The organism is Paraburkholderia nodosa DSM 21604, from assembly GCF_000519185.1.
In the GTDB taxonomy this organism is placed as follows: Bacteria; Pseudomonadota; Gammaproteobacteria; order Burkholderiales; family Burkholderiaceae; genus Paraburkholderia; species Paraburkholderia nodosa.
Genome location: NZ_JAFA01000067.1, coordinates 1 through 26070 on the forward strand (window position 1 = coordinate 1; position 26070 = coordinate 26070).

20 protein-coding genes are annotated in these 26070 nt (G+C 60.9%); 10 read left to right on the forward strand and 10 right to left on the reverse strand.

Translation table 11 applies throughout. From position 1 onward, the window contains the following. Positions 1-144: 144 nt before the first annotated feature. The 7 genes from A3CW_RS0141785 to A3CW_RS0141815 all read left to right on the forward strand — a co-directional run bounded on the left by A3CW_RS0141785 (position 145) and on the right by A3CW_RS0141815 (position 10944). Positions 145-1812 carry an importin beta family protein gene (locus tag A3CW_RS0141785; protein ID WP_154678206.1) on the forward strand — a complete coding sequence of 556 codons (1668 nt, stop codon included), beginning with the start codon at positions 145-147 and terminating at the stop codon, positions 1810-1812. Continuing rightward, positions 1812-3521 (forward strand): LeoA/HP0731 family dynamin-like GTPase, encoded by a 1710-nt coding sequence (locus A3CW_RS0141790; protein WP_028208831.1) that lies wholly within the window; start codon positions 1812-1814, stop codon positions 3519-3521. Before A3CW_RS0141785 ends, A3CW_RS0141790 begins: the two co-directional genes overlap by 1 nt. Before the next feature lie 203 nt (positions 3522-3724). Next, the gene (locus A3CW_RS54665) at positions 3725-3988 is read left to right on the forward strand and encodes an AAA family ATPase (RefSeq protein WP_407669822.1); all 264 of its coding nucleotides are present in this window, start codon (positions 3725-3727) and stop codon (positions 3986-3988) included. Next, entirely contained in the window at positions 3985-4431 is a 447-nt protein-coding gene (locus A3CW_RS0141800) for an ATP-binding protein (protein ID WP_028208833.1), read from the forward strand. Before A3CW_RS54665 ends, A3CW_RS0141800 begins: the two co-directional genes overlap by 4 nt. A 218-nt stretch (positions 4432-4649) precedes the next feature. Further along, the gene (locus A3CW_RS0141805; protein ID WP_028208834.1) at positions 4650-5879 is read left to right on the forward strand and encodes a DUF6361 family protein; all 1230 of its coding nucleotides are present in this window, start codon (positions 4650-4652) and stop codon (positions 5877-5879) included. Further along, a complete protein-coding gene (locus tag A3CW_RS0141810; protein ID WP_028208835.1) occupies positions 5876-7738 on the forward strand; it encodes a phospholipase D family protein in 1863 nt (620 codons plus the stop codon). The genes A3CW_RS0141805 and A3CW_RS0141810 overlap by 4 nt, the downstream gene beginning before the upstream one ends. After that, complete coding sequence (locus A3CW_RS0141815) at positions 7735-10944, forward strand: helicase-related protein (RefSeq protein ID WP_028208836.1); 3210 nt, start codon at positions 7735-7737, stop codon at positions 10942-10944. Before A3CW_RS0141810 ends, A3CW_RS0141815 begins: the two co-directional genes overlap by 4 nt. Positions 10945-11297: 353 nt before the next feature. On the opposite strand, the gene A3CW_RS0141820 is transcribed toward A3CW_RS0141815, so the two are convergent. Together A3CW_RS0141820 and A3CW_RS0141825 are read right to left on the reverse strand one after the other, a co-directional pair. Further along, positions 11298-13277 (reverse strand): Ig-like domain-containing protein, encoded by a 1980-nt coding sequence (locus A3CW_RS0141820; protein ID WP_028208837.1) that lies wholly within the window; start codon positions 13275-13277, stop codon positions 11298-11300. A gap of 78 nt (positions 13278-13355) precedes the next feature. After that, positions 13356-13961 (reverse strand): hypothetical protein, encoded by a 606-nt coding sequence (locus A3CW_RS0141825; RefSeq protein ID WP_028208838.1) that lies wholly within the window; start codon positions 13959-13961, stop codon positions 13356-13358. A gap of 161 nt (positions 13962-14122) precedes the next feature. Between A3CW_RS0141825 and A3CW_RS0141830 the strand changes: the two genes are divergently transcribed. The 3 genes from A3CW_RS0141830 (at position 14123) to A3CW_RS0141840 (ending at position 20107) form a co-directional block, all read left to right on the forward strand. Beyond that, the gene (locus tag A3CW_RS0141830; RefSeq protein ID WP_028208839.1) at positions 14123-14470 is read left to right on the forward strand and encodes a helix-turn-helix domain-containing protein; all 348 of its coding nucleotides are present in this window, start codon (positions 14123-14125) and stop codon (positions 14468-14470) included. A gap of 239 nt (positions 14471-14709) precedes the next feature. After that, the gene (locus tag A3CW_RS0141835; protein ID WP_028208840.1) at positions 14710-16503 is read left to right on the forward strand and encodes a hypothetical protein; all 1794 of its coding nucleotides are present in this window, start codon (positions 14710-14712) and stop codon (positions 16501-16503) included. Then, positions 16487-20107 (forward strand): AAA family ATPase, encoded by a 3621-nt coding sequence (locus A3CW_RS0141840; RefSeq protein WP_081772074.1) that lies wholly within the window; start codon positions 16487-16489, stop codon positions 20105-20107. The genes A3CW_RS0141835 and A3CW_RS0141840 overlap by 17 nt, the downstream gene beginning before the upstream one ends. A 178-nt stretch (positions 20108-20285) precedes the next feature. On the opposite strand, the gene A3CW_RS0141845 is transcribed toward A3CW_RS0141840, so the two are convergent. From A3CW_RS0141845 to A3CW_RS53690, 8 genes are all read right to left on the reverse strand, one after another. Further along, a complete protein-coding gene (locus A3CW_RS0141845; protein ID WP_028208842.1) occupies positions 20286-20576 on the reverse strand; it encodes an SH3 domain-containing protein in 291 nt (96 codons plus the stop codon). Then, positions 20573-20956, reverse strand: coding sequence for a hypothetical protein (locus A3CW_RS0141850; protein ID WP_028208843.1), 384 nt, complete (start codon positions 20954-20956; stop codon positions 20573-20575). Before A3CW_RS0141850 ends, A3CW_RS0141845 begins: the two co-directional genes overlap by 4 nt. 106 nt (positions 20957-21062) lie before the next feature. Then, positions 21063-21323 (reverse strand): hypothetical protein, encoded by a 261-nt coding sequence (locus A3CW_RS0141855; RefSeq protein ID WP_028208844.1) that lies wholly within the window; start codon positions 21321-21323, stop codon positions 21063-21065. A gap of 94 nt (positions 21324-21417) precedes the next feature. Next, entirely contained in the window at positions 21418-22389 is a 972-nt protein-coding gene (locus A3CW_RS0141860; protein WP_028208845.1) for a hypothetical protein, read from the reverse strand. Beyond that, positions 22386-23303, reverse strand: coding sequence for a recombination directionality factor (locus A3CW_RS0141865; RefSeq protein WP_028208846.1), 918 nt, complete (start codon positions 23301-23303; stop codon positions 22386-22388). Before A3CW_RS0141865 ends, A3CW_RS0141860 begins: the two co-directional genes overlap by 4 nt. A gap of 66 nt (positions 23304-23369) precedes the next feature. Then, the gene (locus tag A3CW_RS0141870; RefSeq protein WP_028208847.1) at positions 23370-24365 is read right to left on the reverse strand and encodes a YqaJ viral recombinase family nuclease; all 996 of its coding nucleotides are present in this window, start codon (positions 24363-24365) and stop codon (positions 23370-23372) included. A 75-nt stretch (positions 24366-24440) separates the two neighbouring features. Then, the gene (locus A3CW_RS0141875) at positions 24441-25406 is read right to left on the reverse strand and encodes a DUF932 domain-containing protein (protein ID WP_028208848.1); all 966 of its coding nucleotides are present in this window, start codon (positions 25404-25406) and stop codon (positions 24441-24443) included. Between the two features lie 92 nt (positions 25407-25498). Next, the gene (locus A3CW_RS53690) at positions 25499-25639 is read right to left on the reverse strand and encodes a hypothetical protein (RefSeq protein WP_211254133.1); all 141 of its coding nucleotides are present in this window, start codon (positions 25637-25639) and stop codon (positions 25499-25501) included. Between the last annotated feature and the right edge of the window lie 431 nt (positions 25640-26070).

Consider the following 26070-nt stretch of genomic DNA (forward strand, 5'->3'; position numbering starts at 1 on the left):
TGGCTCGTCGTCTCCGGCGGCTACGCCGCCTGCGACTCCTCACCACCGGCCAAAACAATCGTCAACGACCGGCCAACATAATTGTCGCCGCCCAGTCTTGCGGTCGAGGCGAAGAAACGGGCTGCGTCGCTTTGGAAAAAGCTCGTGTGGCTGTTCAGCAAGCCATCGGAACAATTCGAATTCGCGCGTACCGGACAGCAACAGCGGGAACTCGCGGCGGCGCACTCAGCGGAGCGCGCGCGGCTCGATACTCAGCTCGACAGAGCACAAACGGCACTTCAGTCGCTCGAAGCGCAGCAGGCGAAGGCGCACGCGATGCTCGACAGCCTCGCACCGTTCGCGGACGGCCAGATCATCGGCACGGGTCGCTCCGACTATACGCTCGACACGCATGGCTACGAATTCCATGCGAACGGTCAGCGCTTCGAACTGCTCGACGTGCCCGGTATCGAGGGCAAGGAAGCGCGCGTGATCGACAGCATTCTGGGCGCAGTGAAGGCCGCACACGCGGTGTTCTATGTGACCGGCAAGCCCTCAGCGCCGCAGACCGGCGACAAGGACGGTCAAGGTACGCTTGAAAAAATTCGCGAGCATCTCGGCGATCAAACGGAAGTGCGGTCGATTTTTAACAAGCGCATCACGAATCCGATCCAGCTCGAAAAGGGCGATCTGCTGAACCAGGGCGAACGCGCGAGCCTCACCGTGCTTGACGAAACGATGCGCGAGCATCTGGGCAACAACTACCAGCGCTACATCGCTCTGAGCGCGCAGCCCGCGTTTCTCGCGGCGGCCGATTGTCTCGTGCCTGCGTCGGATGCCGCGCGCAGCCGCGAGAAGTTCCTCGCGAAGGCGAGTCCCGCCGACGTGCTCGCGAGGTCGGGATTCCAGTCGTTTCTCGACTGGCTGAGCGGCAGTATGGTGACCGATAGCGAGGCGCGTATTCGCGCCGCGAATGTCAACAAGGTGCGCAGCGCTGTGCAAACAGCGGCCGGCACGATCGCACTGATCCAGCGCGACAAGGTCGCACCGCTTGCTGCGGACGTGCAGCGCGACTGGGCCCACGTCAGCGAGCAGCTGGAACTCGCGGTGAGTGCGCTCGGCCCCGCGTTGCAAACGCATGCGGACGCCGCGATCCGCACATTCGAAATGCGCGTGCGCGAGCATATCTACGAGCGAATCAAGGACGGCATCGATAACGACGACGTGAAGCACGCGCTGGGCGCAGCGATGAAGCGCGAGCAGGCGAAGCTTGAATCGGCCCTTCCGACGCTGATGGATAGGGAACTCACGCGATTTCAGCAGGACGTGAGCGATACGCTTGAACGCTTCCAGCGACGCATCGCCGAACTGCAGGATGCGTATCGGTCGATCGGTACGCAGACGCTCGGCGGCTTTGAGCTGAACATGACCTTCGACAGCGGCGTAAAGTACATGCCCCTCATTGCGGCGCTCGCCGGGGGGCTAATGATGATCTGGAATCCCGCCGGATGGGTGACGCTTGCGATCGGCGGAGTGACGCTTGTCGTGAGCATCGCGAAAGCGGTCTGGGGCTTCTTCGACAGCGATTACAAGAAATCGCAGCAGCGCAAGGCCGCGAACGAGAACATCGGGCGCGTCGTCGGCCGCATGGAAGACGCGATGAAAAGCAGCTGCGACAAGGTGATGGAAAGCGTCAAGGCACGCATCGGCGAGATCGCGGCCGAAGTCGAGCGCTCGGTCGAGCAGGTTGCGCAAGTAAATTCCGCTCTGATCCGTGTCAGCGCGAAGCTCATGCATTTTTCTAAAACGATGTCCGAAACTGAGGCAGTGTAATGGAACAGACACTCAACTCTTTCAAGGAGCGGCAAGCGGAAACGTTGAGGGTGCTCAACGACCTTCAGGCGTTCCTCGCGCAAGGCGAAGCATTCGGTATCGATGCCGATCCGAACGTCAAGGTGAAACTCGACAGTGCGATCCGCAGCATGGAAGAAGAAAAGCTGCGCGTCGTGCTGATCGGTGGCTTCTCCGAAGGCAAGACGGCGATCGCTGCCGCGTGGCTCGAACGGCTCGACAAGTCGACGATGAAGATCAGCCACGAGGAGTCGTCGAATGCGGTGACGGTCTACGAGGCGAGCCCCGATTGCCTGCTGATCGACACGCCGGGTCTATTCGGCTTCAAGGAGCAGTTCGACGCACAAACCAATACGCTCGAAAAATACAAGGAGCTCACGCGCAAGTACGTGAGCGAAGCGCATCTCGTGGTCTACGTGATGGACCCGACGAACCCGATCAAGGAGAGCCATCGAGACGATCTCACCTGGCTGTTCCGCTCGCTGAACCTGCTGCCGCGCACGGTGTTTGTGCTGAGCCGTTTCGACGCGGTCGCGGACGTCGAAGACGAGCTCGAGTACGCGAAGCTATTCGCGATCAAGAAGGACAACGTGGCGAGCCGCCTGCGCGATCTGATCGCGTTGACCGACGCGGAGACCGCAGAACTCGCGGTGGTGGCCGTCGCCGCCGATCCGTTCGAGATGGGCACCGAACACTGGCTCACAGACCTCGAACGTTTTCGCGCGCTCTCGCGCATCGGGCTGCTCCAGCGCGCGACGTCGGAAAAGGTCTCGGCGGCCGGTGGAATAGAGGCCGTTGTCGACGAGACGCGGCGCAGCATCGTGCGCGACGTGCTCGGCAAGCAGTTGCCGATCGCCGTCCATAACGACGATTGCATCGCGCAGGAAGTAAACCGCCTCGAAACGATGAGCAACCAGTTGCGCAAGCAGCTGGTTTCGTCCGATGCGCGCATCAACGACGTACGCATCGGTTTGCGCAGTTTCGTTACGGATTTCTTCACCGATCTGATCCTGCAGGCGCGCGGACAGTCGTTGGATACGTTCGCGGAATTCTTCGAGCGTAACGTCGGTTCGGACGGCGTGGTGTTGAACGCGAATCTGCAAAACGCGTTCGATCAGCAGATGCGCTCGGTGAAATTTGAGGTCAGCAAGATGGCGGTCGGTTTCGACGCGGAGGTGAATCACTTCAACGCGAGCGTGCGTGCCTATGGCAAGCAGGGAATCGACTACGTGGTCAAGAGCGGATTGATAAACAACACGTCGGTGCTGGCTGCACGCGATGGCATTGTCGGTGTCGCAAAGGCGGTTGGTCTCGATCTCGGCAAGATGCTGAAGTTCAAGCCGTGGGGCGCCGTCAATTTCGCGAAGGGGCTCAACGGCCTACTGTCGGCATTCGGTCTTGCGCTCGAAATCTGGGACTCTGTGGAGCAGATGAAACGCGAACAGGCGTTCCGCCAGGTGCTCGACAAGATGGTCGAGAACTTCGAGAAACAGCGCGCGGAATTGCTTGATTTGATCAAGGGACCGGATTTCGAGGATCAGTTTTTCCCGGAGCTCGTCGATTTGCGCGCCAACGTAACGGCGGTCGAGCAAAGCGTCGTGGCGGGACGCGAGAAGCGCGAGCAGTTCCATCGCTGGCGCGATCAAGGTGAAGCGATCGATGCGGAGTTTCGGATGCTGGATGCAGCTTAGTCAGACTCTGCGTAAATTCGAGTGTCCGATGCTGATCACGCCGCCCACAGTCTGGGCGGCGTGTTGCGCGTGGCCGCAGAAATTTCACCGGTAAAGAAGGCGCTGCCGGATACGTATGACCTTGCGTTTGTCCACACCGATAAGGATCTCGCACAGGTGGCGCAGGGCATCCGTACGGAAGGTGCGCACGCATCTGCCTACCTATACGACCCCCCGGTACCGGGAAAACGGCATTCGGGCGTTTCCTGGCACAGCATCTGGAGATGCCGATGCTGGTATGCCGCGCATCGGACATTCTGTCGAAATCGGTCGGCGAGGCCGAGAAGCACATTGCTCGCGCATTCCGGCAGGTTGCAAACGATGGGGCGATCCTGCTGATTGACGAGATTGACAGTGTTCTCCACGATCGCCGCAGTGTGATGCATGGGTGGGAGGCAACTCGGTTAACGAAATGCTTACGCAAATGAAGGCGTTTGAAGGGGTTTTCATCGCATCGACCAACCTGCTCGACGGATTCGATCAGGCCGTGTTGCGTCGGTTCGATCTGACGTTAAAGTTTGACTACCTTTGTGCCGATCAAGCATGGATGCTGTTGTGCCGCCAGGCGAGGGCACTCGGGTTGCCTCAGCCGCTCGCCGTAACGCTTGCACGCCTCGTGCGGATTCATGCGTTGACTCTGGGCGACTATGCGGCAGTCGTGCGCCGTCATCGCTTTTATGCGGGCCGCTCGGCGGAGGCATTTGTCACGGCGCTTGAGGAAGAATGTGCGCTGAAAGAAGACCGGGCGCAGCGAATGGGATTCGTCTGGGTATCTAGCTGTTGCGCCAGTTGCAATATCAACGTTTCAATGGGGATCAGGCATGTCGGGGAAATGCAAATTTTGTGGATCATCGTCATATGGCACGTGTAGCTCTAGCCCGCATGGGAAGCATGAGCACCACGATGACGAAAAGCATTGCGAGTTCTGTGGATCGTCGTCATATGGCACATGTAGCAACAGTCCATTCCGGAAGCACAAGCATGGGAGCGGTGCCAACAAGTGCATTTATTGTGGATCGACCTCCACGGGGACGTGTTCCTCCAGCCCTCACGGACGGCATGAAAAATAAACTCCAGTGATCCGCGATCATGGCTTCTCAACTTTCGTGGCTTGATCACGATGCAGCCGCTGCGCAACGCAGCTTGCAGATTCTCTCGCTCTTCAACGAGCCGGACGCGCGCGACGAACTGGGCATCGGTGGTATCCGGGATTCCATCGCGGATCAGCTTTTTCCCGGCACGTCGACCATCCAGACGCGTCTGCGCTATGTGTTCTTTGTGCCTTGGTTGATGGAGCAACTCGACGCGCGCAACATCCGAGCCTCGGCATTCCGGACGGCCGCGCGCGACGCTGAAGTTGGGCTGCTCGACGAACTAATCGCCAATACCTCGCCGGACGAGCCGGGCGTAATCGGCCGGGAAAAGCGCGAGGCTCTCAAGCGCTTCCCGAGTTCCGTCTACTGGGCGGCCCTCGGCAGTTGGGGCTTACGGCGCGCGCGCGTCTCGCAGCAGCAGTACTATGCGCAGGCCGACCGCCGTCATACGCAGCGCAATACACGGCGCACCCGTGATGACCAGGACACGCACGACGGTGACCGCAGTGGCCTCGCTTGGGATCGCAAGGTCGTCGAACTGCGCCCGAAAGGCTTTCCCACCCATGCAAATCTCATGCTGACGCGTGGTGAGGCGGAACTGCTACTGGACCGCTGGACGCTGCATCACGGTCAGTCGCTGTTGACCTGGATCGCCCAGGACCTCGCAGCCGGCAGCACGTTGTTCGATGTCGAGCAGATCTGGCTGCATCCGCGCAAGGAAACGTTTCCGGAGGACATTCGCCTGCTGATCGACGATGCGCATCGGCTAAATGTGCTGATTCATGGTGCGGCTTTACTCTATAACCTTGAACTCGCGCGTCTCTCGCCTCCGTCGGAAGCGATTGCCATCGATCGCGGGCTTGACCTAATGAAGTGGGCCGAACAAGATCTGCCGCTTTGCATCGACTGGGATCTCGGTGCGTTCTGGAAACGCGTGCTCAACAAAGGCCACACGATCACACCGAAGACGCAGGAGTTCGTGAAGGCGTGGCTCGTGCTCGCCTTGCGTGATCGCAGCGATATCGGCGCATCTGTCGATTGCCGTCAACTCATTCGCGACCGCGAGGTGAGCTTGAAGCGCAAGGGCAATCGCTCACGCTTCGAAAACCGCGCCGCGCGTGACCAATGGAGCGGCAATGCGGGGCTCATGCCGCTCAGCTACCGATGGCCCGTGGCGCGCGACTTTCTTGGAGAATGGCACGCCGGCTGGAAGAACGCCAAATGATCAATCCCGAACGACGTAGCCTGTTGACCGATGCGCTCACACCGCCTGACCGCTATCGATTCGATTGTGGCGTGGCGACGACCTATTCGCTCGATCTCATCACGCTCCTGACCTTGCCGCTGCATCTCGCGCGACGCGATGCCGAGCACACATCGCCCGAGCGGCCCGACCCGCTGCCGGTGCTCGACGCGGTGCGCCGCATGGGTGACCGGCTGACAGTCTTCTGTCAGCGCGGCCGACTTCATATTCCGCGCAAGTCCAATGCCTTGCTCGGCTTGCTCGAGAACATGGTGCAGGAAACACAGGTACCGCACGAGCACGGTGTGTTCCATCCAAAGGTGTGGCTGCTACGCTTCGAGCCTGTTGATGCGGCGGATCAGGAGCCCACGCTACTTCGCCTGCTCGTGCTCACGCGCAATCTCACCGACGACCGCTCGTGGGATCTGTCGCTCTGGCTCGAAGGCGAGCCGGGCAAAAAGCGCGTTGATGCGAGCCGGCCACTTGCGTCCTTCATCGAATGGTTGCTGCGGGGCAATGAGGTGACCGTCGGTGCGGCGCGCACAGAGCAAATCGAGCAACTGTGCGTCGATGCCGCGCGTACGACATGGGCGCCGCCTGGCCAGTTCGAGGAGGTGCACTTTTATCCTCTTGGCATTGGCAAGAAGACTGCCTCTTGGTTTCCGGAGGCGCCGAACGGCGTGAAGTGGGACGAGCTTGGAGTGATCTCGCCGTTCGTTTCGATGGACGCGCTGACGCGTCTTGTATCACGCACCAGAGCACCGCTTTTCCTCGTCTCGCGTGCGGAGGAGCTGGACAAGTGTGCATCGCACGGCGGCTTTACGAATGTGCGCGTGTTGAGCGATCAGGCGCTCTCAGGCGACACCGAGGACGACGTCGCGCATCGGCAGTGCGGGCTACATGCGAAGGCGTATATCGGCAAGCGCGCTTGGAATACTCATCTCTTCGTCGGGTCGGCGAATGCCACTGGTGCCGCACTCGTGCAAGGCCGGAATGTCGAGTTCGTTGTCGAGTTGATTGGGCGCGCGAGCAAGGTCGGCGGACCGGCTGATTGGGTCGGAGAGGAAGGGCTCGGCCCGCTCCTTGCGGATTACGTGCGCTCGGAGCCGAAAGACGCTGACGCACTCGAGGACGAGCATGCGCTGGAAGCGCTGCGTGATGCTCTGGCGCGTGGACCACTCGCGCTGCATGGTGAGCTGGCCGAGTCGGGCTGGACTGTCGATCTACGCGGCCTCGACAACACCGACTGGAACGGTGCCTCGGCGCACGCGTGGCTCGTGTCGCAGGATGAGACACGGGCCAAACCGATCGACGCCGCACGGCAGGCTCTTGTCGATGTTTCACTTTCAGGCATTCGGCTCGGCGAGTTTGCGCCGCATCAGGTGACTGCGTTCACGGGTTTCACGCTCATGCTCGGCAAGGCGACATTGAGTTTCGTGCTCAAGCTGCCGCTGCACGGTGGTCCGGAAGAGCGCGATCTAGAGATCCTGCACGCGGCGATCCGCAATCGCGAAGGCTTGATCCGTTATCTATTGCTGCTGCTAGGGGACTGGGATGGCGACGAAGGCGATGGGAACGGCGACGGCGTGAAGTTCGGAGACGGCCACGGCGCGTCCTTCGACGATATGCCGCTCTTCGAGATGCTCGCACGTGCCTACGCACGCGAGCCGGAGCGCCTCGCGCAGGTGCGCGACCTCGTCGAACGGCTGCGCCGCAAGTCCGCGCAGGAACAGCAACACGGCAGCGAGCAGGCGCACACAAGCGACCCCGTTCTCACAGCCGATTTCCTCGAAATCTGGTCGGTTTTCGAGACAGCGTTGAAAAACGAGAAGCTCACATGACACGCAATATTGCGGCAAGTACGTTCATCACGGGCCTGAAGGATTTTCAGAAGATGACGGTCGATTACGTCTTTGAGCGTATGTTCGATGACGCAGAACCGGCCATGCGCTTTCTTGTCGCTGACGAAGTGGGCCTCGGCAAGACGATGATCGCGAAGGGGGTGATCGCGAAGACCATCGACAAATACGCGCAGACGCTGAAGCGGATCGATATCGTCTATGTCTGCTCGAATGCCGAGATCGCCGCGCAGAACATCAGGCGGCTGCTGCTGCCGGGGCAGTCCAACGTATCGAAGGCCAATCGGCTCACGCTGCTGCCGAAGTACACGCACGAGCTTGACAATCACGCGGTGAACCTGATCAGCTTCACGCCGACCGTGGCCTTCGGCACGAAGAACGGTGGCGGTTTGCGCACAGGACGAAAGGAAGAGCGGCATCTTATCTATCAGATGCTGCGCACGCTGCAGGGCGTGCGCGAGCATGGCCTGCGCCGTGCGCTACGCGCAACGGCGGGTGATACGTGGGACGTCGACGCGCAACAGCAAATCGAAGGAGGGTATGACGAGACCATCGCGAGTGCGTTTCGCGACAACATCCTGCGCGACGAAGCGCTCTACCGGGAACTGTGCGAAATCGCGGAGCTTCGTGCCGATCGACGCAGGAAAATCACCGAGGAAGATCATGAACGTTGCAAGACCCTCGTCGGCGATCTGCGCAGGTTGCTATCGTGGACCTGCCTCGTCGCGCTAAAGCCTGCGCTTGTCATTCTCGACGAGTTTCAGCGCTTCAACGATCTCTTCGACGATCCCGACGAAACGGATAATCCCGCAGCCGAGCTCGCGCATCAACTCTTCAATTACGAAGGCCGTGCGCGCGTACTGCTTCTGTCCGCGACGCCTTACAAGATGTACGCGCGCGATGACGAGAGTGAGGATCACTACACCGATTTTCTGCGCACCCTACAATTTCTATATCCAGGCGAACCCGACAAGATCGATGCGCTCAAGAGCGATATCGGCGCGTTGCGCACGGGCCTTCTGAGCGCGCGCGGTCCCGACGATCTCGCCGTGCTAGCGCCAGTGAAGGCACGCATCGAACAAACCTTGCGGCATGTGATGTGCCGGACAGAGCGCGTCGAGGCCACCCTGCGCGCCGACGCGATGGTCAAGGACCAGCCGCTCATGCCATGCCTGTGTCCTGGCGATCTCGCCGACTTCCGCACGTTGGAGGCGCTGGCGAGCACGCTCAAGGAGCCGGACACAATCGAATACTGGAAGTCGAGCCCGTATCTGCTCAATTTCATGAGTGGCTATCGGTTCAAGAAGTTGCTCGAGGAGGAGATCAAGCCCGGGCGGAAGTTGTCGCCGGTTCACGAGGTGTTGGCGAAGCGTCCGCCCGCGTCCTTCGACCCGCGCGACGTGGAGCACTATCGGGTGATCGATCCGGGTAACGCGCGCCTTCGTGCTCTCGTTGGGCGAATCGATCGGGATGGTCTGTGGAAACTTCTCTGGATGCCACCTTCGCTTGGCTACTGGCAGGCTGGCGGCGAGTATGAAGGTATCGGTGCGGTTAGCAAGCAGTTGGTGTTCTCGGCGTGGAACGTGGTGCCGGATGCGCTTGCAGCGATCCTTTCCTTCGAGGCCGAGCGCAGGCTAGTGGAGCACTTCGACCGCCGGGCTTCATACGCTGGGATGGTGAAGCGCTTCGGGCCGCGCCTACAATTCAAACGAAGCGGCAACGAACCGGCCGGCATGGCGACCATGCTGCTGGCCTTTCCGTCGCAGGCGCTGACGTCTCTCGTAGATCCGCTCGCGTTGCTCGCCGATGTCGATTCTGCACCGTGCTACGCGGACATTCACAAACGCGCGATGGAAATAGTCGAGGCGGCGATCACCCCGTTCGTAGAGCATCGCGTCAACGAAGGGCCATTCGACCGGCGTTGGTATTGGGTAACGCTTGCGCGTCTGGAGGCGAGTCGTCATCCCGAAGCCCGTGCATGGTGCGAGCATGGCTGGACCGTAGCGCGCAGCCTGCGCGAGAACATGGAGGACGATTCGTCCAGTGCATTCGATGATCACGTCGTCCGCTGGCTGGAGGCATGGGATGGCGAATTCAACGAACTGGGCCGCGTGCCTGACGATCTGGTGACGGTGCTCGCCCATGTCGCGCTCAATGCGCCGGCGACCTGTGCGTTGCGGACGCTGATGCGCCGTTGGGCGCACGACCAGGCGCCCGAGGCCATGCTCAGCGCCGCCGCGCGCATCGCGGAGGGCATGCGCAGCCAGTTTAACTCGCCGCGCGCAGTCGCACTGCTGAAAGCCGTCGAACGAGACGAGGATTCGTACTGGCAGCGCGTGTTGCAGTACAGCGCAGACGGCAATCTGCAGGCGCTGCTGGACGAATACGCGCACATTCTCTTCGATGCCAACGGGCTCGCCGAACGCCCCGTCGACGAAGGCTGCCAGAAGCTCGGCGACGCCATGTTCGAAGCGATGTCTCTGCGAAGCGCGACCCAGCATCCAGACGAAGTCAAAGTTCAGGATGGCCTCGTGTCCATCAAGCCATTCGAGACGGGCATCCGCACGCATTTCGCGCTGCGATTCGGTCAGGTCAGCGAGGATGATGGCGCGGTCACACGAAAAAAAACGGTGCAGGCCGCTTTCAACTCGCCGTTCTGGCCGTTCGTGCTGACGTCGACGTCCATCGGGCAGGAAGGGCTGGATTTTCATCACTGGTGCCATTCGGTCATGCACTGGAACCTGCCATTGAATCCCGTCGATATGGAGCAGCGCGAAGGACGCGTGCATCGCTACAAGGGTTACGCGGTGCGCAAAAACGTGGCGCTCAGGCACGGGCACGCGGCACTGCAACGTGCGCCCGGCGCGCACGGCGATGTCTGGAGCACACTGTTCGATCTGGCCGTCGAGAGCCGGCCAGCCAATGCCAACGATCTGATCCCGTTCTGGATCTACGAGGTCGAAGGCGGCTCGCAGATCGAACGCACAGTGATGGCGCTGCCGCTCAGCCGCGACGAAGCATGCTATCGGCGGCTCAAACGCAGTCTCGCGCTGTATCGGCTGGTGTTCGCGCAGCCGCGCCAGGAAGATCTGCTGTTTTGCCTGGAGCGGACGTTCGACGCGGACAGCGCCGCGAGAACCGTCGGGCAATGGCGCATCTCGCTGAGTCCGAAGCCGCGCAAACAGTAGGAAAGACCGCAGGCAGAAGCCGGAACGTTGCCGGCGCCTGGCCGTTGAAGGCCAGTCTCGGGCGAATATTTCTTGCGTGAAAAATACTTCGCCAGCATGCGCGAGGACATCGAGGCCGTTACGCTTCAGGTTGCTCGCTATGGCCGAGTTGCGCTTGCGTCGGTCCTCGAATGCTTCGTTAAACGCACGAAGTTCGGGTACGGCCAATTGCAACCGGTGGTAGCCAATGGACGGCTAGGGGGCGGCGCGATTGTTGCAGCAATACGGTGGATACCGTTTCGTGAAGTGACTTTGATGGCAAAAAAAAGGAACCCGTGTTGCCGCGGGTTCCTCGGTGCTCCTACAGGGCGACGTTACGGATTGCCGTACTGCCAGGTGTTGACGTAATACTCGCCGCCAGCCTGCCAGCCAAGCTGCACCTGAACGGTTTGCTCGGCCGTCGTGGTTGCAGTCGAGGTAAGCACGTCGGTGAACGGCGTGTTGAACGTGAACGGCGACGGCGTATTGCCCGTACTTGCCCCCCATGCCGTCGCGTCGTAAGTCGTGGCAGGGATACTGACCTGGGCAACGCCAAGCGAATTGATCGACGCCCAGAAGTTCGGATAGAACGAACTGGCCAGAGCCGTCCAGTCGAGCGTGGCCGACGTACTTGGTGCAATTTGGGTACTGGAACCGCCTGGCGTCAGGTAATTCGCGATTACGTCGTTGCCGAGCGTCTGCCACTTGATGGTGCTGCCTGCTGCCGCCGCATAGTTGCGGGCGATGTTCTGGATCTGCTCCGAACGGATCTCTGTGCCGCTCGTGTCGTACAGCGTGACGGTATAGATGCCGAAGTTCGAGATCGTCGAGACGTTTTGCGACGACGACGCGTATTCCGGCAGACCGTTCGGCGAGAACGACGTCACGCTGCCCGAGAGCGGCGCCCATGCCCACTTATAGGCCGTGGACATGCCGCCGTTGACGCGATTGCCAACACTCGTGAGCGGCGCGGTGAGCGTGCCCGTCGGAATTTCAAGATATCCAGCACCCGTACCGTTACCAGCGGTCTGGAGCCACAGGCCGCTAGCGGGCAGGCCCGGCCCCGTCACCGCGGCAGAACCGACACCCGTGGCCGTACCGTTGACCTTCACCGAAGACGGAATCTGGATATTGAGACCCGACTCATAGTGCGCGTTGCCCGCATCCGCCGAATCCGTGTACTGAACACGACCGAGGAACGACGCGATGTAGCTGCTGTCCTGCAACTGGTTCCCGATGATGTCCCACTGGCCATTGGGCAACTGCTGCACGTAGTCCATGCCGAAGTCAGGCGTACCGTCCGGATCGGTCATCAGCAGATAGACAAGGGCAGCCGGATTGCTGATTCCGCCAAGCGTGCCAGCCGGGACGAACGCGACCGTCTTGATGCCGGTCAGCACGGTGCCCTTGGTAAAGAGCGTGTGACGCTTGGCGAACCCGGCGAAGCCCGTGCCAATGCCGTTGTTCAGGTAGTTCGCATCGATTGCCGACGCGCAGTTGCTGTCGGAGGTGTCCGTGGCACCGCCCTGGACGTCCGAGGCACAAGCGCTCAGCGACGCTTGCAGGTTGCCGAGGTAGTTCGCGGCCTGGGCGGGTGCCGTCAGCGCGGTAGATACGCTCGTGCTGGAGTTGAGCTGGATTGCCGTATTGGGATTGGCAAGGCTTGTGATCTGCAGCCCGGAACCCGAGGCCGAGGGCGTGACTGCGACGGAATCGATTACTGCATCTGCGCCCGCCTGGTTCGGGGTGAAGGTCGTGCCGATGGGATCGAATGACGCCGGAACGCTATTGGCCGACAGGATCGGCGCGATCGCGGTGTCGAGGGTGGCTTCCGCCGCAGTAATGGCTGATGACGTGATTGCCGATGCGTTACCAGTCAGATCCGCCGGATTGCCTGACTGAGTCATGAGCGCCGCGACGGCCGTGGTCAGCGGTGTGACGTTAGCCGTCACTGGCGCACCATTGGCGGTGTTGGAGCTGGCGACGACGGAATACAGCGTGCCCGACACGCCGGACGGATCGGCGGCGGTGATCAGGAGCGGCGTGCTTAGTCCGGTCAGAGAAACGCTGTAGGCACCATTGACGCCTGACGTAGCCGAAACCGTCCTGCCGTTCGCATCAGTCACGGTGACCGTCGCGCCAGTCAGCGCGGTACCGATGGCGACGGTGCCGGTCATCGACGTGGCGGCGGCAGTCACCGGCTGACTCGACGTTGATGCGCCGGAGCCGCCGCCACCGCCGCATGCGGCAAGAGAAAATGCTAGTGAAGCGCCCAGCGCGAGCTGTGCAATTCCCGTGATGGATCGGATTTTCATTCTTCTACGGTCCTTATTGGTTGAGTCGTGCTGAGGAAGGGCCGCCTGATCATGGACGGCACTGAAGTAGCAATGGCGTTAGCGATCCAACTGCCAGCCGTTGTCAGTTCTGACCATGTCCAGCGTGTAATGGAACTGGAGCGTGTTATTGCCGCTGAAGCCTGGACCATCGACCTTGGTAAACAGGTCCCGGGCGGCATCGCCTGGGAAATTCGGACAGGCCTGGTCGAACTCGGATCGGAACGTGCGCGGGCCGTAACTGGTGATCAGCTCCTGATAGATCGCCGCCTGTTTCTGCTCATCGTCTTTCAGATCCGAATCGTCAGCCGCGCTTTTACCGCTGTCGGCGTTGTCCTTTCGGATCTGCATTTCCTGCTTGAGCAAATCCTGGCGCTCTGACGTTTTCTTTGCCCAGTCTTCCAGCTTGTCTTTCTGATCGCCGTCGGCTTTGAGCGTCAGGTTGTATTGCACTTGGACCTGGTAGTGGCGGTCATCGCCGCCCTGCGTATCGTTGACTCGATTGAAGTCGGACATATCGACGTACTTGCAATCGCCCAGCTGGGCTTGAACGGCTTGCTTCGCATCGCTTTCGCTCGGTGCGCTGTTACCGCATGCGGCAAGTAGGACGGTCAGCGCAGTGAGGGCGACGCTGTGAGGAATGTGGGTGTAGCGGCGGTTCTTCATGCGGTGATCTCTCTTTCCGGTTTGTAAGGCTCTGGTGACGAAGCTGATGGTGTTGTTGCAACGGATAACGGCAATTCATCTTTATAAGTTGAATATAAACTCATAAAGTCCTTAATTTTAAAGGTCGTGTGCTCAACCATTCAAGTTGAATGGGAGAACACATGGCGCAGGTTGATCTGGATGAGCTTGCCGGCCTGATCGGTCGGGCGATCGCAAAGCACCGGCTGGAGAGCGGCCTGACGCAGGAGCAGGTCGCGGAGATGCTCGGGATCGGCAACGAGGCGGTATCACGTATGGAGCGCGGCCTCGTGATGCCGACCGTTGCTCGGCTTGTCGAGCTGGCCGAAATCTTCGGCTGTGACGCGGCCGATCTGCTGACCGGAGCCAGCACGCGCAGCAGTGATCAGGGGAAATACGTTGGCCAGCTTCTGGCAAAGCTCAGCGGCAACGACCGGACGATGGTCGTCGAGATTGTTGAGCGTCTGGCTGGTCGCCTTGCGCGACGCTGAGGGGATCGAGTCGGTTGCGGACGCGGGTCTAGCCGGTATTGGTGAGAGACATCAGGCAGCGTTCGGCCATCGGCGGACGCTCACCAAGATCTGCTCTGCGGCAGTCCAGTGGCGGCGAATACGACGAAAGGACTGGTCACGGCGCCGCCGCCATTTAGGGAACGTGCGTGTAGAACGCCAGTTGAGCCCGACGGTTACCAAGCGTGTCAAAATGATCTTAAAAGTGACAAGGAGGTTGGATGGTTGCGGTCCGCGAGGTCGACTTGGGCGCGCTGGGCGTGCGCCTTCCTCGTGGGGAAGTTGCGATGGTCATCGCGCAGCCCCACGTAGTTTTCGTACCGCAAGAACCTTTTACATGGGAGCCCGCAGAACGGCAACGGGCTCTTCAGTGCATCGATGAGACTCTTGCCGTCTCACGGCGTTGCGCGCACGGCGCCGACAAGACGCACTTCACAGTCTTCCCCGAGTGCACGGTTCCAGGACTGGATGGCGTAGATCGCATTACGGCGGCCTTGCAAGCAGCCGAGTGGCCAACCGAAACGATCGTCATCGGCGGGGTGGATGGGCTGACCAAAGCCCAGTTCGTTGAGCTGGTTCAAAAGCCGAACACCACGTATGACACCGTCGAGAACCGACTTGACCGAGTACACGAACATCAGTGGGTGAACTGCGTGCTCATCTGGGCGAAACTGCCGACCGGCGAAGTTCGGAGTTGGGTGCAGCCGAAGCTCTCCCCTGCTTGGGTTGAGCTGAATGTCAACCACATGTCGATGTACCAGGGCCGTTCTATCTATGTGTTCAAAGGTATCCACTCAAACGCTGATGCCCCATATCAGTTCGCAGCTCTGCTTTGCTTCGACTGGATTGGATCAACGGACGCCAAGCGAATGTGGGAGTGGCTGCTCGAGGGAATTGCCACACGGGCTGGGCAGTTGGGCGGCATACTTCCTCTGACTTGGTTGTTTGTAGCGCAATGCAACCCTGCGCCGTCCCATGCCTCGTTCATGAGTCAGGTGGGACCCTTCTTTGACCCTGCCCATTATCCCAGAGTCACTCGCGACGAGACCTGTTTGGTAATGGCGAACGTCGCCGGTAAGGCGACGCCCGGCATGGCTGAGAAGTTCGGTCAGTCTGCAGTCATCGTCACGCAGAGCCGCTTCTCGCGCCCAGAATGCATGCCAACGTACGGCAATGGAGGTACGCCGCAGCGAGGGGGAGACATACTGGAGAACTTCCGAGACGCTGTTTTTCGCGAGCGCGGAGCCTGCATTCACTCGTTCTTGGTCATCCATCCGTCCACGCTGCCTCCGGGATCAGCAGGACGTCGATTTGCCTTGCGCGAACCTACCGTACATCCGTTTAATGGCGCGGATGACCCCAGGGCACCAGGTGGCGCCGTGCCTGCTGTCGTCAAGTGGATGAACGACGAACTGGACGAACCTTCAAAGTCATTGGCCACTAAGTACTCAAACCTGCCCTTAACTGCGGCGGCCGGTGCTGCACACCAGCGGGCGGTCGGCGAGCTACGAAAGCTGAAGGCAGATGCCATCAATTCCACCGTGAACTTTGCCAGCCTCACAGCTTGCAAGGGAACACCGGACGAATGGAAGGCTGGTGAAAGCCATGCCGTGAAGCATCTTCTGCACACCTTCTCGATTCTCGACGTGGCTCAGTACCCTGCGACATTCCATGGAAACGGTGCTCAGGCGACCATCATGAAGGACGAAACCAGCTTGGAGGTCATTGCCGTAATGGGCACCAGCCATGAGGACTGCGACAAGCATGTTCTCAATTGCCTGCCGGCGCACAAGGGGCAACTCGTGGTTGTCAGCCGAGACGAGGACAACACCCCGTGGGACCCGCGGTTCAAGTCCATCTACGACCAAGTTCCAGACGAGCCATCCACCGAGGCGAAATTCACCCAACCCACCAGCGCCATCATTCGCGTTGGGTACCACGACGTACTCGACGCGTATCGGAGCTCGGCCAACGAATCCGACTTGAAGGAGGCACTCGATGCAAAGTTCTCCTGAGGCTATGAGCCTGCCGTCAGAACTGCAGTCCACTCTAGCGGACCTCATGAATGGAGTGACTTTCTCCGAAGAGGCCCTGCGGGACGGCTGCCTGCCCGTCGTGATGATGTTGCGTCAGCACGCGCTCACCGCCTTCGCGTTCGGTGACCAGGCCGACTATCAGCCGCTCTATGAAGCCTTTAAAAAGCACTACCTGAAGAACAGCGCCCAGTGGTCGACGAAGGACGTGGCGTTCGTGTACTGCCTTCCGGCGGGCGTCACCGTAGACCCGGACTTCTGCTCCCGTGTGGAGGTCGACGTGTACTTCTGCAGAAAGTACGTCGTTCGTCTTGACGGTGCACTGGCCGACAGCTTGGCCAGGCTGCCCTTCCTTCCTCTTTCGCCCATCACACCTGGTGTCCAGACGAGGCCGCCGTCCGCCCAGACGTTGCTTCGCCAGCGCAATCTCAAGGCCGACCTTGCGAAGGCGCTTGTCGTGCCGTCGACGAGCAGCGCGTCGAAAATCCTGACCGATTGTCTTGCCGGCACCTATGGTCCTCCTGAAGCGCTGCAGTCGGCAGTCGGTCCCAGTGCGATTAGCGCGGTCGGGGAAGACCGGGCTCAAGCTACCCTGAAGTCCATCTCCATCCAGAATTTCCGGGCCTACCGGACGAAGAAGGTATTCGAGCTCGGCTCAGCGGTGACCATCCTCTATGGTCCGAACGGTTTCGGAAAGACCTCGTTCTTCGATGCCCTCGACTTCGCGGTCACCGGCGGCGTTGGCCGCCTAGCCAAAGCACCTGGCGGGTTAGCCCGGGTCGCTAAGCACCTCGATAGCCAAAGCGATCCCACCGAAGTCTCACTGACGCTCGAGCGGGAAGGCAAGACGCACGTCATCACGCGCAATCTTGCTGACAACAACAATGCCTTGGTTGACGGCAAGGCCACACCACGCAAAGAGGTCCTCAGTCTGATGACCGGCGGTACGGCCCCGGGCGCCGACCGGGTAGACAGCCTGGTAGATCTTTTCCGAGCAACCCACTTGTTCAGCCAGGAGAACCAGGAACTCACGCAGGACGTGGCGTCGAAGTGCGAACTACCGTCGGAACTGGTCTCTCGGATGCTCGCCTTCGAGGACTATGCGAGCGGACTCAAGAAGACCGAGGAAGTGCTCAAGCTCGCCGGGCAAGAACACCGCAAGGCGACCACTGACATAGCCAGTGCCCAGGAGGTCATCGCACATGAGCGCAGGGAATTGGAACGTTTGGAGGGGCTTGCTGCCTCGAACACCTCCTCAGAGGCGCTGGACGCCCGCTTCGCCGATCTGGAGGAAGCAATCTCGACCGCCGGTTTCGACATCTCCGGGATTGCGTCACGCGACACCCGAGGTCTGAGGGCCATGCTAGACGCTGCGGCGGCTGAGGCAGTCGCTCGGCGGGCGTTGCTGTCGCGCGCCATTGAGCAGGTCGGGACACTGGGTATCCTTCGTGAGCAACAGGAGCCGATGCGAGCTCAGCTAGCCGAGCGGCAGGCCCAACTGCAGCAGGCTGAAACGCACGAGAAGGAGGCGTCGGAACTCCTCGGCACCTTGTCTAGCCGGTTGGCGCTGCTGAAGACGCAGGAACAACACTCTCAACTTCGACGGGACAGGCTCAACTGGGCAGCATCGGTCCAGCCCGAGTATGAACAGCTGACAAGCCAGGCTCAGAGTCTGACAGCGGAGCTGGCCGCACTGTCCCCGAAGATCAGCCAGCAACGGGCTACTCTGGGGCAAGCGCAAGCCGCTCAACGCGAAGCCGCAGCATCGGTTCAACGGGCCGAGACTGCATTCAAGGCCGCATCGGAGAAACGAGCTCGCCTCCAATCGGTCAAGGACGTTGCCGCAGCGTGGGAACAGGCTGCCCCTACCTTCGTCGGTTTGCTGAACTCTGGGACTCAATTACAGGCCTCAATCGAGGATCTGCGCAGGCAAATCGGACACGCCCTGCAGGTCGAACACTCGCAGGAACTTTTAGTAGAACAGTCCGAGCGGGAGCTTGAAGAGGCCAGAGGCAACGATTCGAGGCTCAAGGAACTCATTGCAGAACTTCGCGGTCATGTGGACGGGCCAAATTGCCAACTGTGCGGGCATGACCATGGAAGCACGGAAGGCTTATTGGCCGCTATCGATCGGCGAATGCAGCGCGGCGACCGCGTCGTCCAGTTGAGCGAGGTTGCCGTGACGCAGCGGACGGCACTCCAGGCGCTCGTACGCCAAAGACAAGCACTCACTGAGCGGGTGAAGCAGGAGGAGCTGCAGCTCACTCATGCACAGATGCAGCGGTCGCAATTGGAGAGCCAGCGCGCGGACTATGAGGTGTCGCTCAGCTCAGTTGGGCTTTCGCTAAACAGCGAAACGCCGCAGCAGATACAGAGCCTCGATCTCCAAGTTCACGAGGACGAGCTGCACGCCACGGGGACTGTCGGATCAGCGAGGCAGTTACTGGAAATGGCTGAATCCGCGCTTGCATCTGCCCAGACGGGCTATCAAGCGCTCGACGAGCAGAAGCGGGCCACCGAGTCAGCGCAGAACGATGCACAGAAGCGCCTGACCGAGCTGCTCAATCAGGCCAATCGAGGCTCCATTAACCTGGCAAGTGCTCTACAGGAACTAACCGATGCGGAGCGCGCCTTCGAAGAACAAAGGATCTCGACGAGCGCCGCCGCTCAATCGGCAAACGAGCAGGCCGACAGTCAAAAGGCAGTCTGCGCCGCAGCAAAGGCGGCCGTTACTGCCGCTCGAACCAGTCACCAGCAGGCGAATCAAGCTTGGACCGGGCATCTAACCCGCATCCAGTCGGTCCTATCGGAGCTCGCAGCTGCAAAGTTCGACAGCGCGGTGTCGCCGGAGGAGCTCCATCGACAAGCGGAAGTCGCCGCGGCACGCGAGGTCTCAGCAGTAGGGCTGCGAGACCGCGTTGCGGAATTGGAGGTGGCCGTTGACACCGCCGCCACTTCCGCTGCATTCGAGAACATCCGCAAGCGCATTGTTGCCAACGAGGCAGTGGTTCAGGAAGCAACCTCTCGCGCGCGGCAGATTCAGCCTTGGGTTGGGTATTTCACTGAGATCAAGAAGCTTCTCAGCACACAGCAGGCTTTTGCGACGGATCACTTCATCACCGAGTACGGGCCGAGGACGGCCGTCATTCAGCAGCGGCTTCGTCCGGTCTATGGCTTCGGTGAAATTGAGGTTTCCAGCAAGGACTCGGCCATCGGCATCCGCGTCCATCGCAAGGGGGAGACACTGCGGCCGACGGACTTTTTCAGCCAGTCGCAGGTACAGACGCTCGTCTTGGGTCTGTTCCTCACAGCCTGTAGTTCGCAGACTTGGTCGGGCTTCTCGTCCATCATGATGGATGACCCAGTCACCCACTTCGATGACCTGAATACGTATGCCCTACTCGACCTGATTCTTGGGTTGCAGAGTTCTCCGGAAGGCGAGCGGCAGTTCGTCATCTCCACTTGCGACGAGAAGCTGTTGCAGCTTGCTCGGCACAAATTCCGTCACATGGGGTCAGCCGCAAAGTTCTATCGCTTTCAAGCCATTGGCGCCGAAGGTCCAATGGTGTCCGAAATTTCCGTGTAGCAGCTTCCACCCGGAAGCTCAAAGGCCTTGTGCCGGCCCGCCAGCTAGGCGGGCCCGACCGGCACCAAAACCGTTGAGCGACTGCTTTTGGCGGGCGAATCCGGCAGCGACAAATACCGCTCTGGGGCGAACCCGGCCGAATACGGCGTGCCGGGTTCACCCATATGCGAGAGCTCAATCAATACTCTTCCGGCAGTAAAATCGTAGTCACGGCACGATCTGCCTCAGTAATGATCCAGACCTTGCTCTGCCCGTCCGGCAGGTTGTAGCTCGACAGCAATCGCTTCCCGGTCAGCAATGCCAACTCGTTCGTGGCAAGATCCTCTGTGCTCAAATCACCCCAGTCACCGTGAATGTGCCGCGCGAGCAGCAGCACACCTTCGATGCCCGCCGCATCGAGCGCGGCCTGAGCTGCGGGAGTGATGACGGGGTGCCTCATCGGGAAGCGTGGGCTGTTCGTATAGCTCATGCACGGCCCTCCTGTACGTAGTCGGCCCTCGGCCAGGCTGGATAGCGACGGTTCGCCGGTCGAGTCGGGCGTGAGTCGCTACCGGGCACGACGTCATCGAGGCGTTCGATGGTCGTATTCGAGCGATCCCATTCCGTGATGACCAGGATGCGCGTCTGATCCGGCAGGCGGTAGATCGAGATCAGGCGCAGGCCAGCTGCGATCGACACGTCGTTCTGGAGCCTGTCGTCCTCGGACACCACACCCCAATCACCGGCGATGTGACGCAGCACGACGCTGATGACCGGTACGCTGTTCGAGCGCAACGCTTCGATAGCCGCCGGTGCGACGAGAAGTTTTCCGGGATGAAACAGTGGTTTGAGGCGGGTAGGTTGGAACATCGACGTCTCCTGAAAATGGGCGAGCACGACCCTCCGGTCGAACCGGATGCATGCTGGAAATGAGGGAGCGCCCGGCGGCATACGCCGGGTCGAACAGGTCTGGGAGTTACGGCCTACGGTTGCTCGGCTTCAGCGGAACGCCGACAGGGAATTGCCAGGGCACCGTCCCCACGTGCGTTAGGAGCGTTGGGAAGAGGCTGATGACATCGGGCATCGAGGCGAGCGCGCGAGCCAGTTCTCGCTGACGGTGTTGCTCGAAAGCCCAAGCTGCGGCGAAGCTGATGGCTGTGATACCGGCCACGATGCCAAGTCCTTTTGTCACGGGACAGAGGCGTGGCGGCAGATGAACGAATGTGGTGTCGTGCATGGATTACTCCAGATAAAGGGCGAGCACGGGTCTCCGAAGAACTGGATAACGTGATCGCGTGGTGAAAAGAGATCGGGCGCAGAACGCGCCCGGGTTATGCCGTGAGGTCGGCGAGTTGCCGGCGCAAGGTAGAAGCCCTGGCTTGGGAGCAGCCGAGGTGCTGACGGATACCGGCGACGGTGGGTTTGACGGCCCCGGACTCGATGTCGTGCTGCAGTTTTGCGAGGTCGGAATGGTGGAGCGTGGCGGTCGGTGGTACGACTGGCGGACCGGGTGACTGGGCGGCTATTGGCGTAGGCGAACGGGCGGGCGGCGTCACCGAAGCCCTTCCGGCAGTCACGTCGTGCGATATTCCGTGACGATCCGTAACGGGTGACTCAGGAACCCGAGGAGCCAGTGCGACCCACCAAAGCAGACAGGCAAGCCCTTCGAGGACGGCAGCAAAGCCTAGACCCGCGAACAGATCCAGCCGCGCTTCCGGTATCCCGCAGAACATCGCGAGTCGTGCCGTGACCGGATCGTCACGCGCAGTCATGCGGTGCCCGGCGTTACCGTCCTCGATGGCCTGATACCGTCGGACATCAGTTGCTTCGGCGTCGAGCGCATCGAGTCGGGCTGCGAGTGACGTTCGACGCGCCTGCCATGTCGGGCAGTCACGGATACAACGCCGTGCGTCCGAACGCGCCAGAGCAGCCATGACCGATGCCCGGTCAGCCATCACGGCCGTCAGTTCCCGGTGAGCTGGGAGACTGGCGACTGGAATAGCCGATACGCGAAGTTCCCCTGCGTGAAACTGAGAGAGTAGAAAGAAGGTCGCATGCCCATACGACGCCGCTCCCATGCATCCGAGCCACAGCACGGCACCGAACACGCGCCCGGACAGCGGGGCCGACCGGCACAGTGCGAGCAGCAGGTGCGCGCCAGCGACGAGCACAACACCGATCGCCATCCACACCAGCCGTTCGGCAAGCCATCCGCCGCGTTGCCAGCCAGCGAGCACGGACATGCTGATCGCCGTTCCCGTCGCCACGACTGCCAGAAGCAGGGCTGGCCGGTTGTGGATCATGCCGCCTTCCCGCCGAGCAACGCGGCGCGCTGTTCCAGTTTGCCCCGCAGGCCGGAAGCAGGCGGATCGCCGGACTCGACGTTACTGTCACCGTGACTCTCGCTGCGACCGGCATCCGGCGGGTAGAACTCTTCGACGACGGCCGAGCTTTCCTCGATACTGTCCTCGAATGCGCCGTTACTGAAACCGGCACGTGCTGCAGTATCGAGTGCAGCCTGATCGAAGCCCACCGCACGGCGACGCGCATCCAGCTCGCGCGCTTCCGTGATCGCTGCTTCGAGCGTGCTGCCGGATCGCAAGCCGAGATCCACGTAATAGATCGAGCTTCGATAGCTCTGCGTTGTGGACTTGCCACGCAGCTTCAGTTCCAGCGGCAGGCAGGCCAGCAGGTTGCCCGATACCGCAGCGAAGTAGTGGAGGCGCGCGGCAAGCGTCCTGATGCTGTTAAAGCTCGTAGTTCTGAACATGAACGAACCCATCTCGTCCTCGTCGCCGATCAGCACGTTCAGCCGGCCGTAGGGCTTGCAGGCGCCGCCCTGACCGAAGGTGCACCCATCCGGCGACGGGCACGGCAGCTCCTCGACGCCGGTGTCACAGGCCCGGCGGCACGTCTCGCCGTTGCCGACGCACACCGGTCGGCCGCTCTCGCGGTCGAAACATGAGAATTCCGCGCGCAGATTCAGATCGGAGTCGTTGAACAGGAACCGGACAGGAATCGCACGCAGCTTGCCGGTATTCGCTTTTCTCAACTCTGCATCGAAAGGATGAAGCAGCCATCCGTCGCGGTTCTGCACCTGCGTGGTAATGGTGAACTGATCGTCCTTCTCTGGCAGCCGCTTGCCGTTCTTCTCGACAACGCGACCGATGGAAATCCGCCCGATGATCGGCGGGGTGATAGCCAGGCCTTTGAGCATGGAACTCTCCTGTACGTAAATAGTGGGAATGAATCGAAGGAAGGGCGCAGCAGGAACGGCGGTGAATCAGGTGTTCACCAGGAACCGGCGCGAACCGGCTTTCGTGATCGCGTACTGCGTGGCGAAGTGCGGGTGATCGGAGAGCAGGCGTTTGAGATCGACGCCAGTGCCGTCCTTACTGCGTTTGTACGAAACCGAGCCCGTCTCGAACTCGGCCCGGTCGGCCTCGGCCATCGCCTGCGCGATGGTCTGTTTCAATTGCGCCTCGACCTGCTGGCGGGCCTCGATGGCGGCCCGTACAGTGATCAGATCAGCGAAGGCCGACGACAGGCGACGGTCACCCGTGAAATCGACCGTGCCGCCTGCGCCTGGATACAGGCAGCGCAGCGCGCGATCGGCTGAATCGGAGCCATCGGCCGGTGGCGGCGTATCGGTTTCCACGAATCGCCAGAACGCAGCTTCCAGTTCGATCAACCGCGCGATCAGCGCGTCATCACGTACCACGCGGTACACTTCGAGTTTCTGGCCACAGATCAGTACTGCGACGTCGGCCGCAGATTTGCCCGTTACCGCAAGCTGGTGCTGAACCTGAAGCTGCACGTATTCAGGCACACCGTCGCGCCAGAGCCGCGTGCCGAATTCGCCGGCCGTCTTGCATTCGAGTAGTTGCACGTCGCGATTGCCAACGACCTCGCGGTCGATGTTGGCGAGCATGAATGGCACCGTCGGATGCTGAAGCACGGCATTGATCCGCCGCACGCGATTGCGGGTCTGCTTCGTATAAGAGGCGGCGACGATGGGTTCGAGCAACGAACCCCAGTAAACAGGTTCGCTCGTATCCTGCGGATCGGGGCGAGGCAGGTTCGCGTCGCGTCCGGTTTTGATGAGCCATAGCTCAAGCGGACTCATGTACGGCGAAAGGCCCACGGCCGCGGCCGCATCGGAGCCACCAATCCCGTTTTTCCTCACCTCCAGCCAGTCGTTGCGGGACAGGTCTTTCGTTTCCACGAGCCGCAGCGCTGGACGACTTCTTCCACGTCCGGCCGTTTCGGGTTGAGACATGGTGAGTACCTCCAGATATGAAAAAGCCCGGCGGGGATAATCCCGGCCGGGCGTTACGATGTCGCACTGGAACCTTCAGGCGATCAGCTTGAGCGCTTCGTTCCAGGCTTTCTCCTTCAGGGTGGCACCGGCACCGAACCACGCAGCGTCGCGCCGGTGATCTTCGCTACGCGCGCGGCGGGAGTGATCGACAAATTCAGTTATCGAATTTACTAGGCCCCAAGCCGTGCCCGATGCCGAAGGCAAAGTCGCGCCCTTGCCGCGCCCGGCGTACAGTTCGTGAACTGCCTTGATCGCACGATCGTTGGTGACCGGCACCGGCATGGACTGCCCGCTCGACGGATAGGTCAGCACACGCTGGAAGAATTTCTCGGCCACGGTGTCGTTGACCTTGCGTTCGGACAGCGCGCGCATACGGGCCATGAAGCCGTCCCAGGACGATACGGCAATCCCGAGTTGGCGTTTCACGGCTTGCGCATCGAACTGGGAACGGTGACCGACTTTGACGGCACCCGCGCTGTCGCCCAGTGCGATCTGCAGCGTGTTGTTACAGACCACTCGAATACTCGTGAACTGTGCGGTGGTCGCCAGCGTGCCGTCGCAGGCTGTCGCGAGTAGCAGGTATCCGCGTACCTCGTCGCGTCCCTTGAGTACGGCGGACTGCCCGGTACGGGCGAGCGCCCAGAGTTTCTTGCCGTCGCGCAGCACGCCCGCGGTTTCCAGCTCGAACCCGCCGACTTCGGTGAGGTCGCGATAGAACTCCAGGATTTCGCGAGGTTGAACCACCTGATACCGTGATGAAACAACGCTCAATGCCGCCTTTGTATCTGAACGGAACAAGACGCGCTGCTCGGGGAACGCGTGAATGGACCCCAGATTGCTCGAACCACCGGAGACGTATCGAACCTCGGCCGATTCGATGTCCCAGTCCATACCCGACTGTTTTTGCCAGACCTCGATCGGCTGGCGCGGGGCAAGCTTTTGGCCGAGACCATGCCACGGGGTCTCGTTGACGTAAGCCATTGATTGAACGAGATGCATGCAAAGCTCCTTGTAAACGGCATAAAGCCCGGCGCGCGGCCGAGCAGATGTGCGAAAAATGACGGGGATACTGCTGAACGGAAAACTACGGATCAGGTAGATGCTTTGTGGCGGCTGAACGTGTGCCCGCAGACGTGGCAACGGCAGTTATCGAGCACCTTGTCGTCGATCACCTCGCCGAACACCGAACCGGTTGCACAGCCTGCCGTGCCGCCGATGAGGCCTGCGATCACGGCACCTGCGATGGCACCGCACACAGCACCGGCAGGTCCGGCGAGTACACCGACCGCTGCGCCAGTTTCTGCACCGGATAGGGCTAATGCGATACCGCTAGCCGTGCCGGCGAGTGCACCAACGGCTCCGCCTGGGCGGCGACAATTATGTTGGCCGGTCGTTGACGATTGTTTTGGCCGGTGGTGAGGAGTCGCAGGCGGCGTAGCCGCCGGAGACGACGAGCCACCGGCAGCGCTGCGTCGGCGGGGCTTTAGGATGGGCTGATCGAAGCTTAAAGAAGAAGCGGTCAGCTCATGTCTGGAACCCGCATCACCGACCAACAGGTTCGTCTCTACATGAACAAGCGCAAACACCATCCGCAGGAAGTCGCGGCCGCCAAGACTGGCATCAGCGTGCGTACGGCACGCCGCATCGAGCGCGATGCCACGTT

Coding starts and splice junctions, on each gene's coding strand:
- A3CW_RS0141790 (WP_028208831.1), top strand. CDS start 1,812: ATGGAACAGACACTCAACTCTTTCAAGGAGCGGCAAGCGGAAACGTTG.
- A3CW_RS0141800 (WP_028208833.1), top strand. CDS start 3,985: ATGAAGGCGTTTGAAGGGGTTTTCATCGCATCGACCAACCTGCTCGAC.
- A3CW_RS0141805 (WP_028208834.1), top strand. CDS start 4,650: ATGGCTTCTCAACTTTCGTGGCTTGATCACGATGCAGCCGCTGCGCAA.
- A3CW_RS0141810 (WP_028208835.1), top strand. CDS start 5,876: ATGATCAATCCCGAACGACGTAGCCTGTTGACCGATGCGCTCACACCG.
- A3CW_RS0141815 (WP_028208836.1), top strand. CDS start 7,735: ATGACACGCAATATTGCGGCAAGTACGTTCATCACGGGCCTGAAGGAT.
- A3CW_RS0141820 (WP_028208837.1), bottom strand. CDS start 13,277: ATGAAAATCCGATCCATCACGGGAATTGCACAGCTCGCGCTGGGCGCT.
- A3CW_RS0141825 (WP_028208838.1), bottom strand. CDS start 13,961: ATGAAGAACCGCCGCTACACCCACATTCCTCACAGCGTCGCCCTCACT.
- A3CW_RS0141830 (WP_028208839.1), top strand. CDS start 14,123: ATGGCGCAGGTTGATCTGGATGAGCTTGCCGGCCTGATCGGTCGGGCG.
- A3CW_RS0141835 (WP_028208840.1), top strand. CDS start 14,710: ATGGTTGCGGTCCGCGAGGTCGACTTGGGCGCGCTGGGCGTGCGCCTT.
- A3CW_RS0141840 (WP_081772074.1), top strand. CDS start 16,487: ATGCAAAGTTCTCCTGAGGCTATGAGCCTGCCGTCAGAACTGCAGTCC.
- A3CW_RS0141845 (WP_028208842.1), bottom strand. CDS start 20,576: ATGAGCTATACGAACAGCCCACGCTTCCCGATGAGGCACCCCGTCATC.
- A3CW_RS0141850 (WP_028208843.1), bottom strand. CDS start 20,956: ATGTTCCAACCTACCCGCCTCAAACCACTGTTTCATCCCGGAAAACTT.
- A3CW_RS0141855 (WP_028208844.1), bottom strand. CDS start 21,323: ATGCACGACACCACATTCGTTCATCTGCCGCCACGCCTCTGTCCCGTG.
- A3CW_RS0141860 (WP_028208845.1), bottom strand. CDS start 22,389: ATGATCCACAACCGGCCAGCCCTGCTTCTGGCAGTCGTGGCGACGGGA.
- A3CW_RS0141865 (WP_028208846.1), bottom strand. CDS start 23,303: ATGCTCAAAGGCCTGGCTATCACCCCGCCGATCATCGGGCGGATTTCC.
- A3CW_RS0141870 (WP_028208847.1), bottom strand. CDS start 24,365: ATGTCTCAACCCGAAACGGCCGGACGTGGAAGAAGTCGTCCAGCGCTG.
- A3CW_RS0141875 (WP_028208848.1), bottom strand. CDS start 25,406: ATGCATCTCGTTCAATCAATGGCTTACGTCAACGAGACCCCGTGGCAT.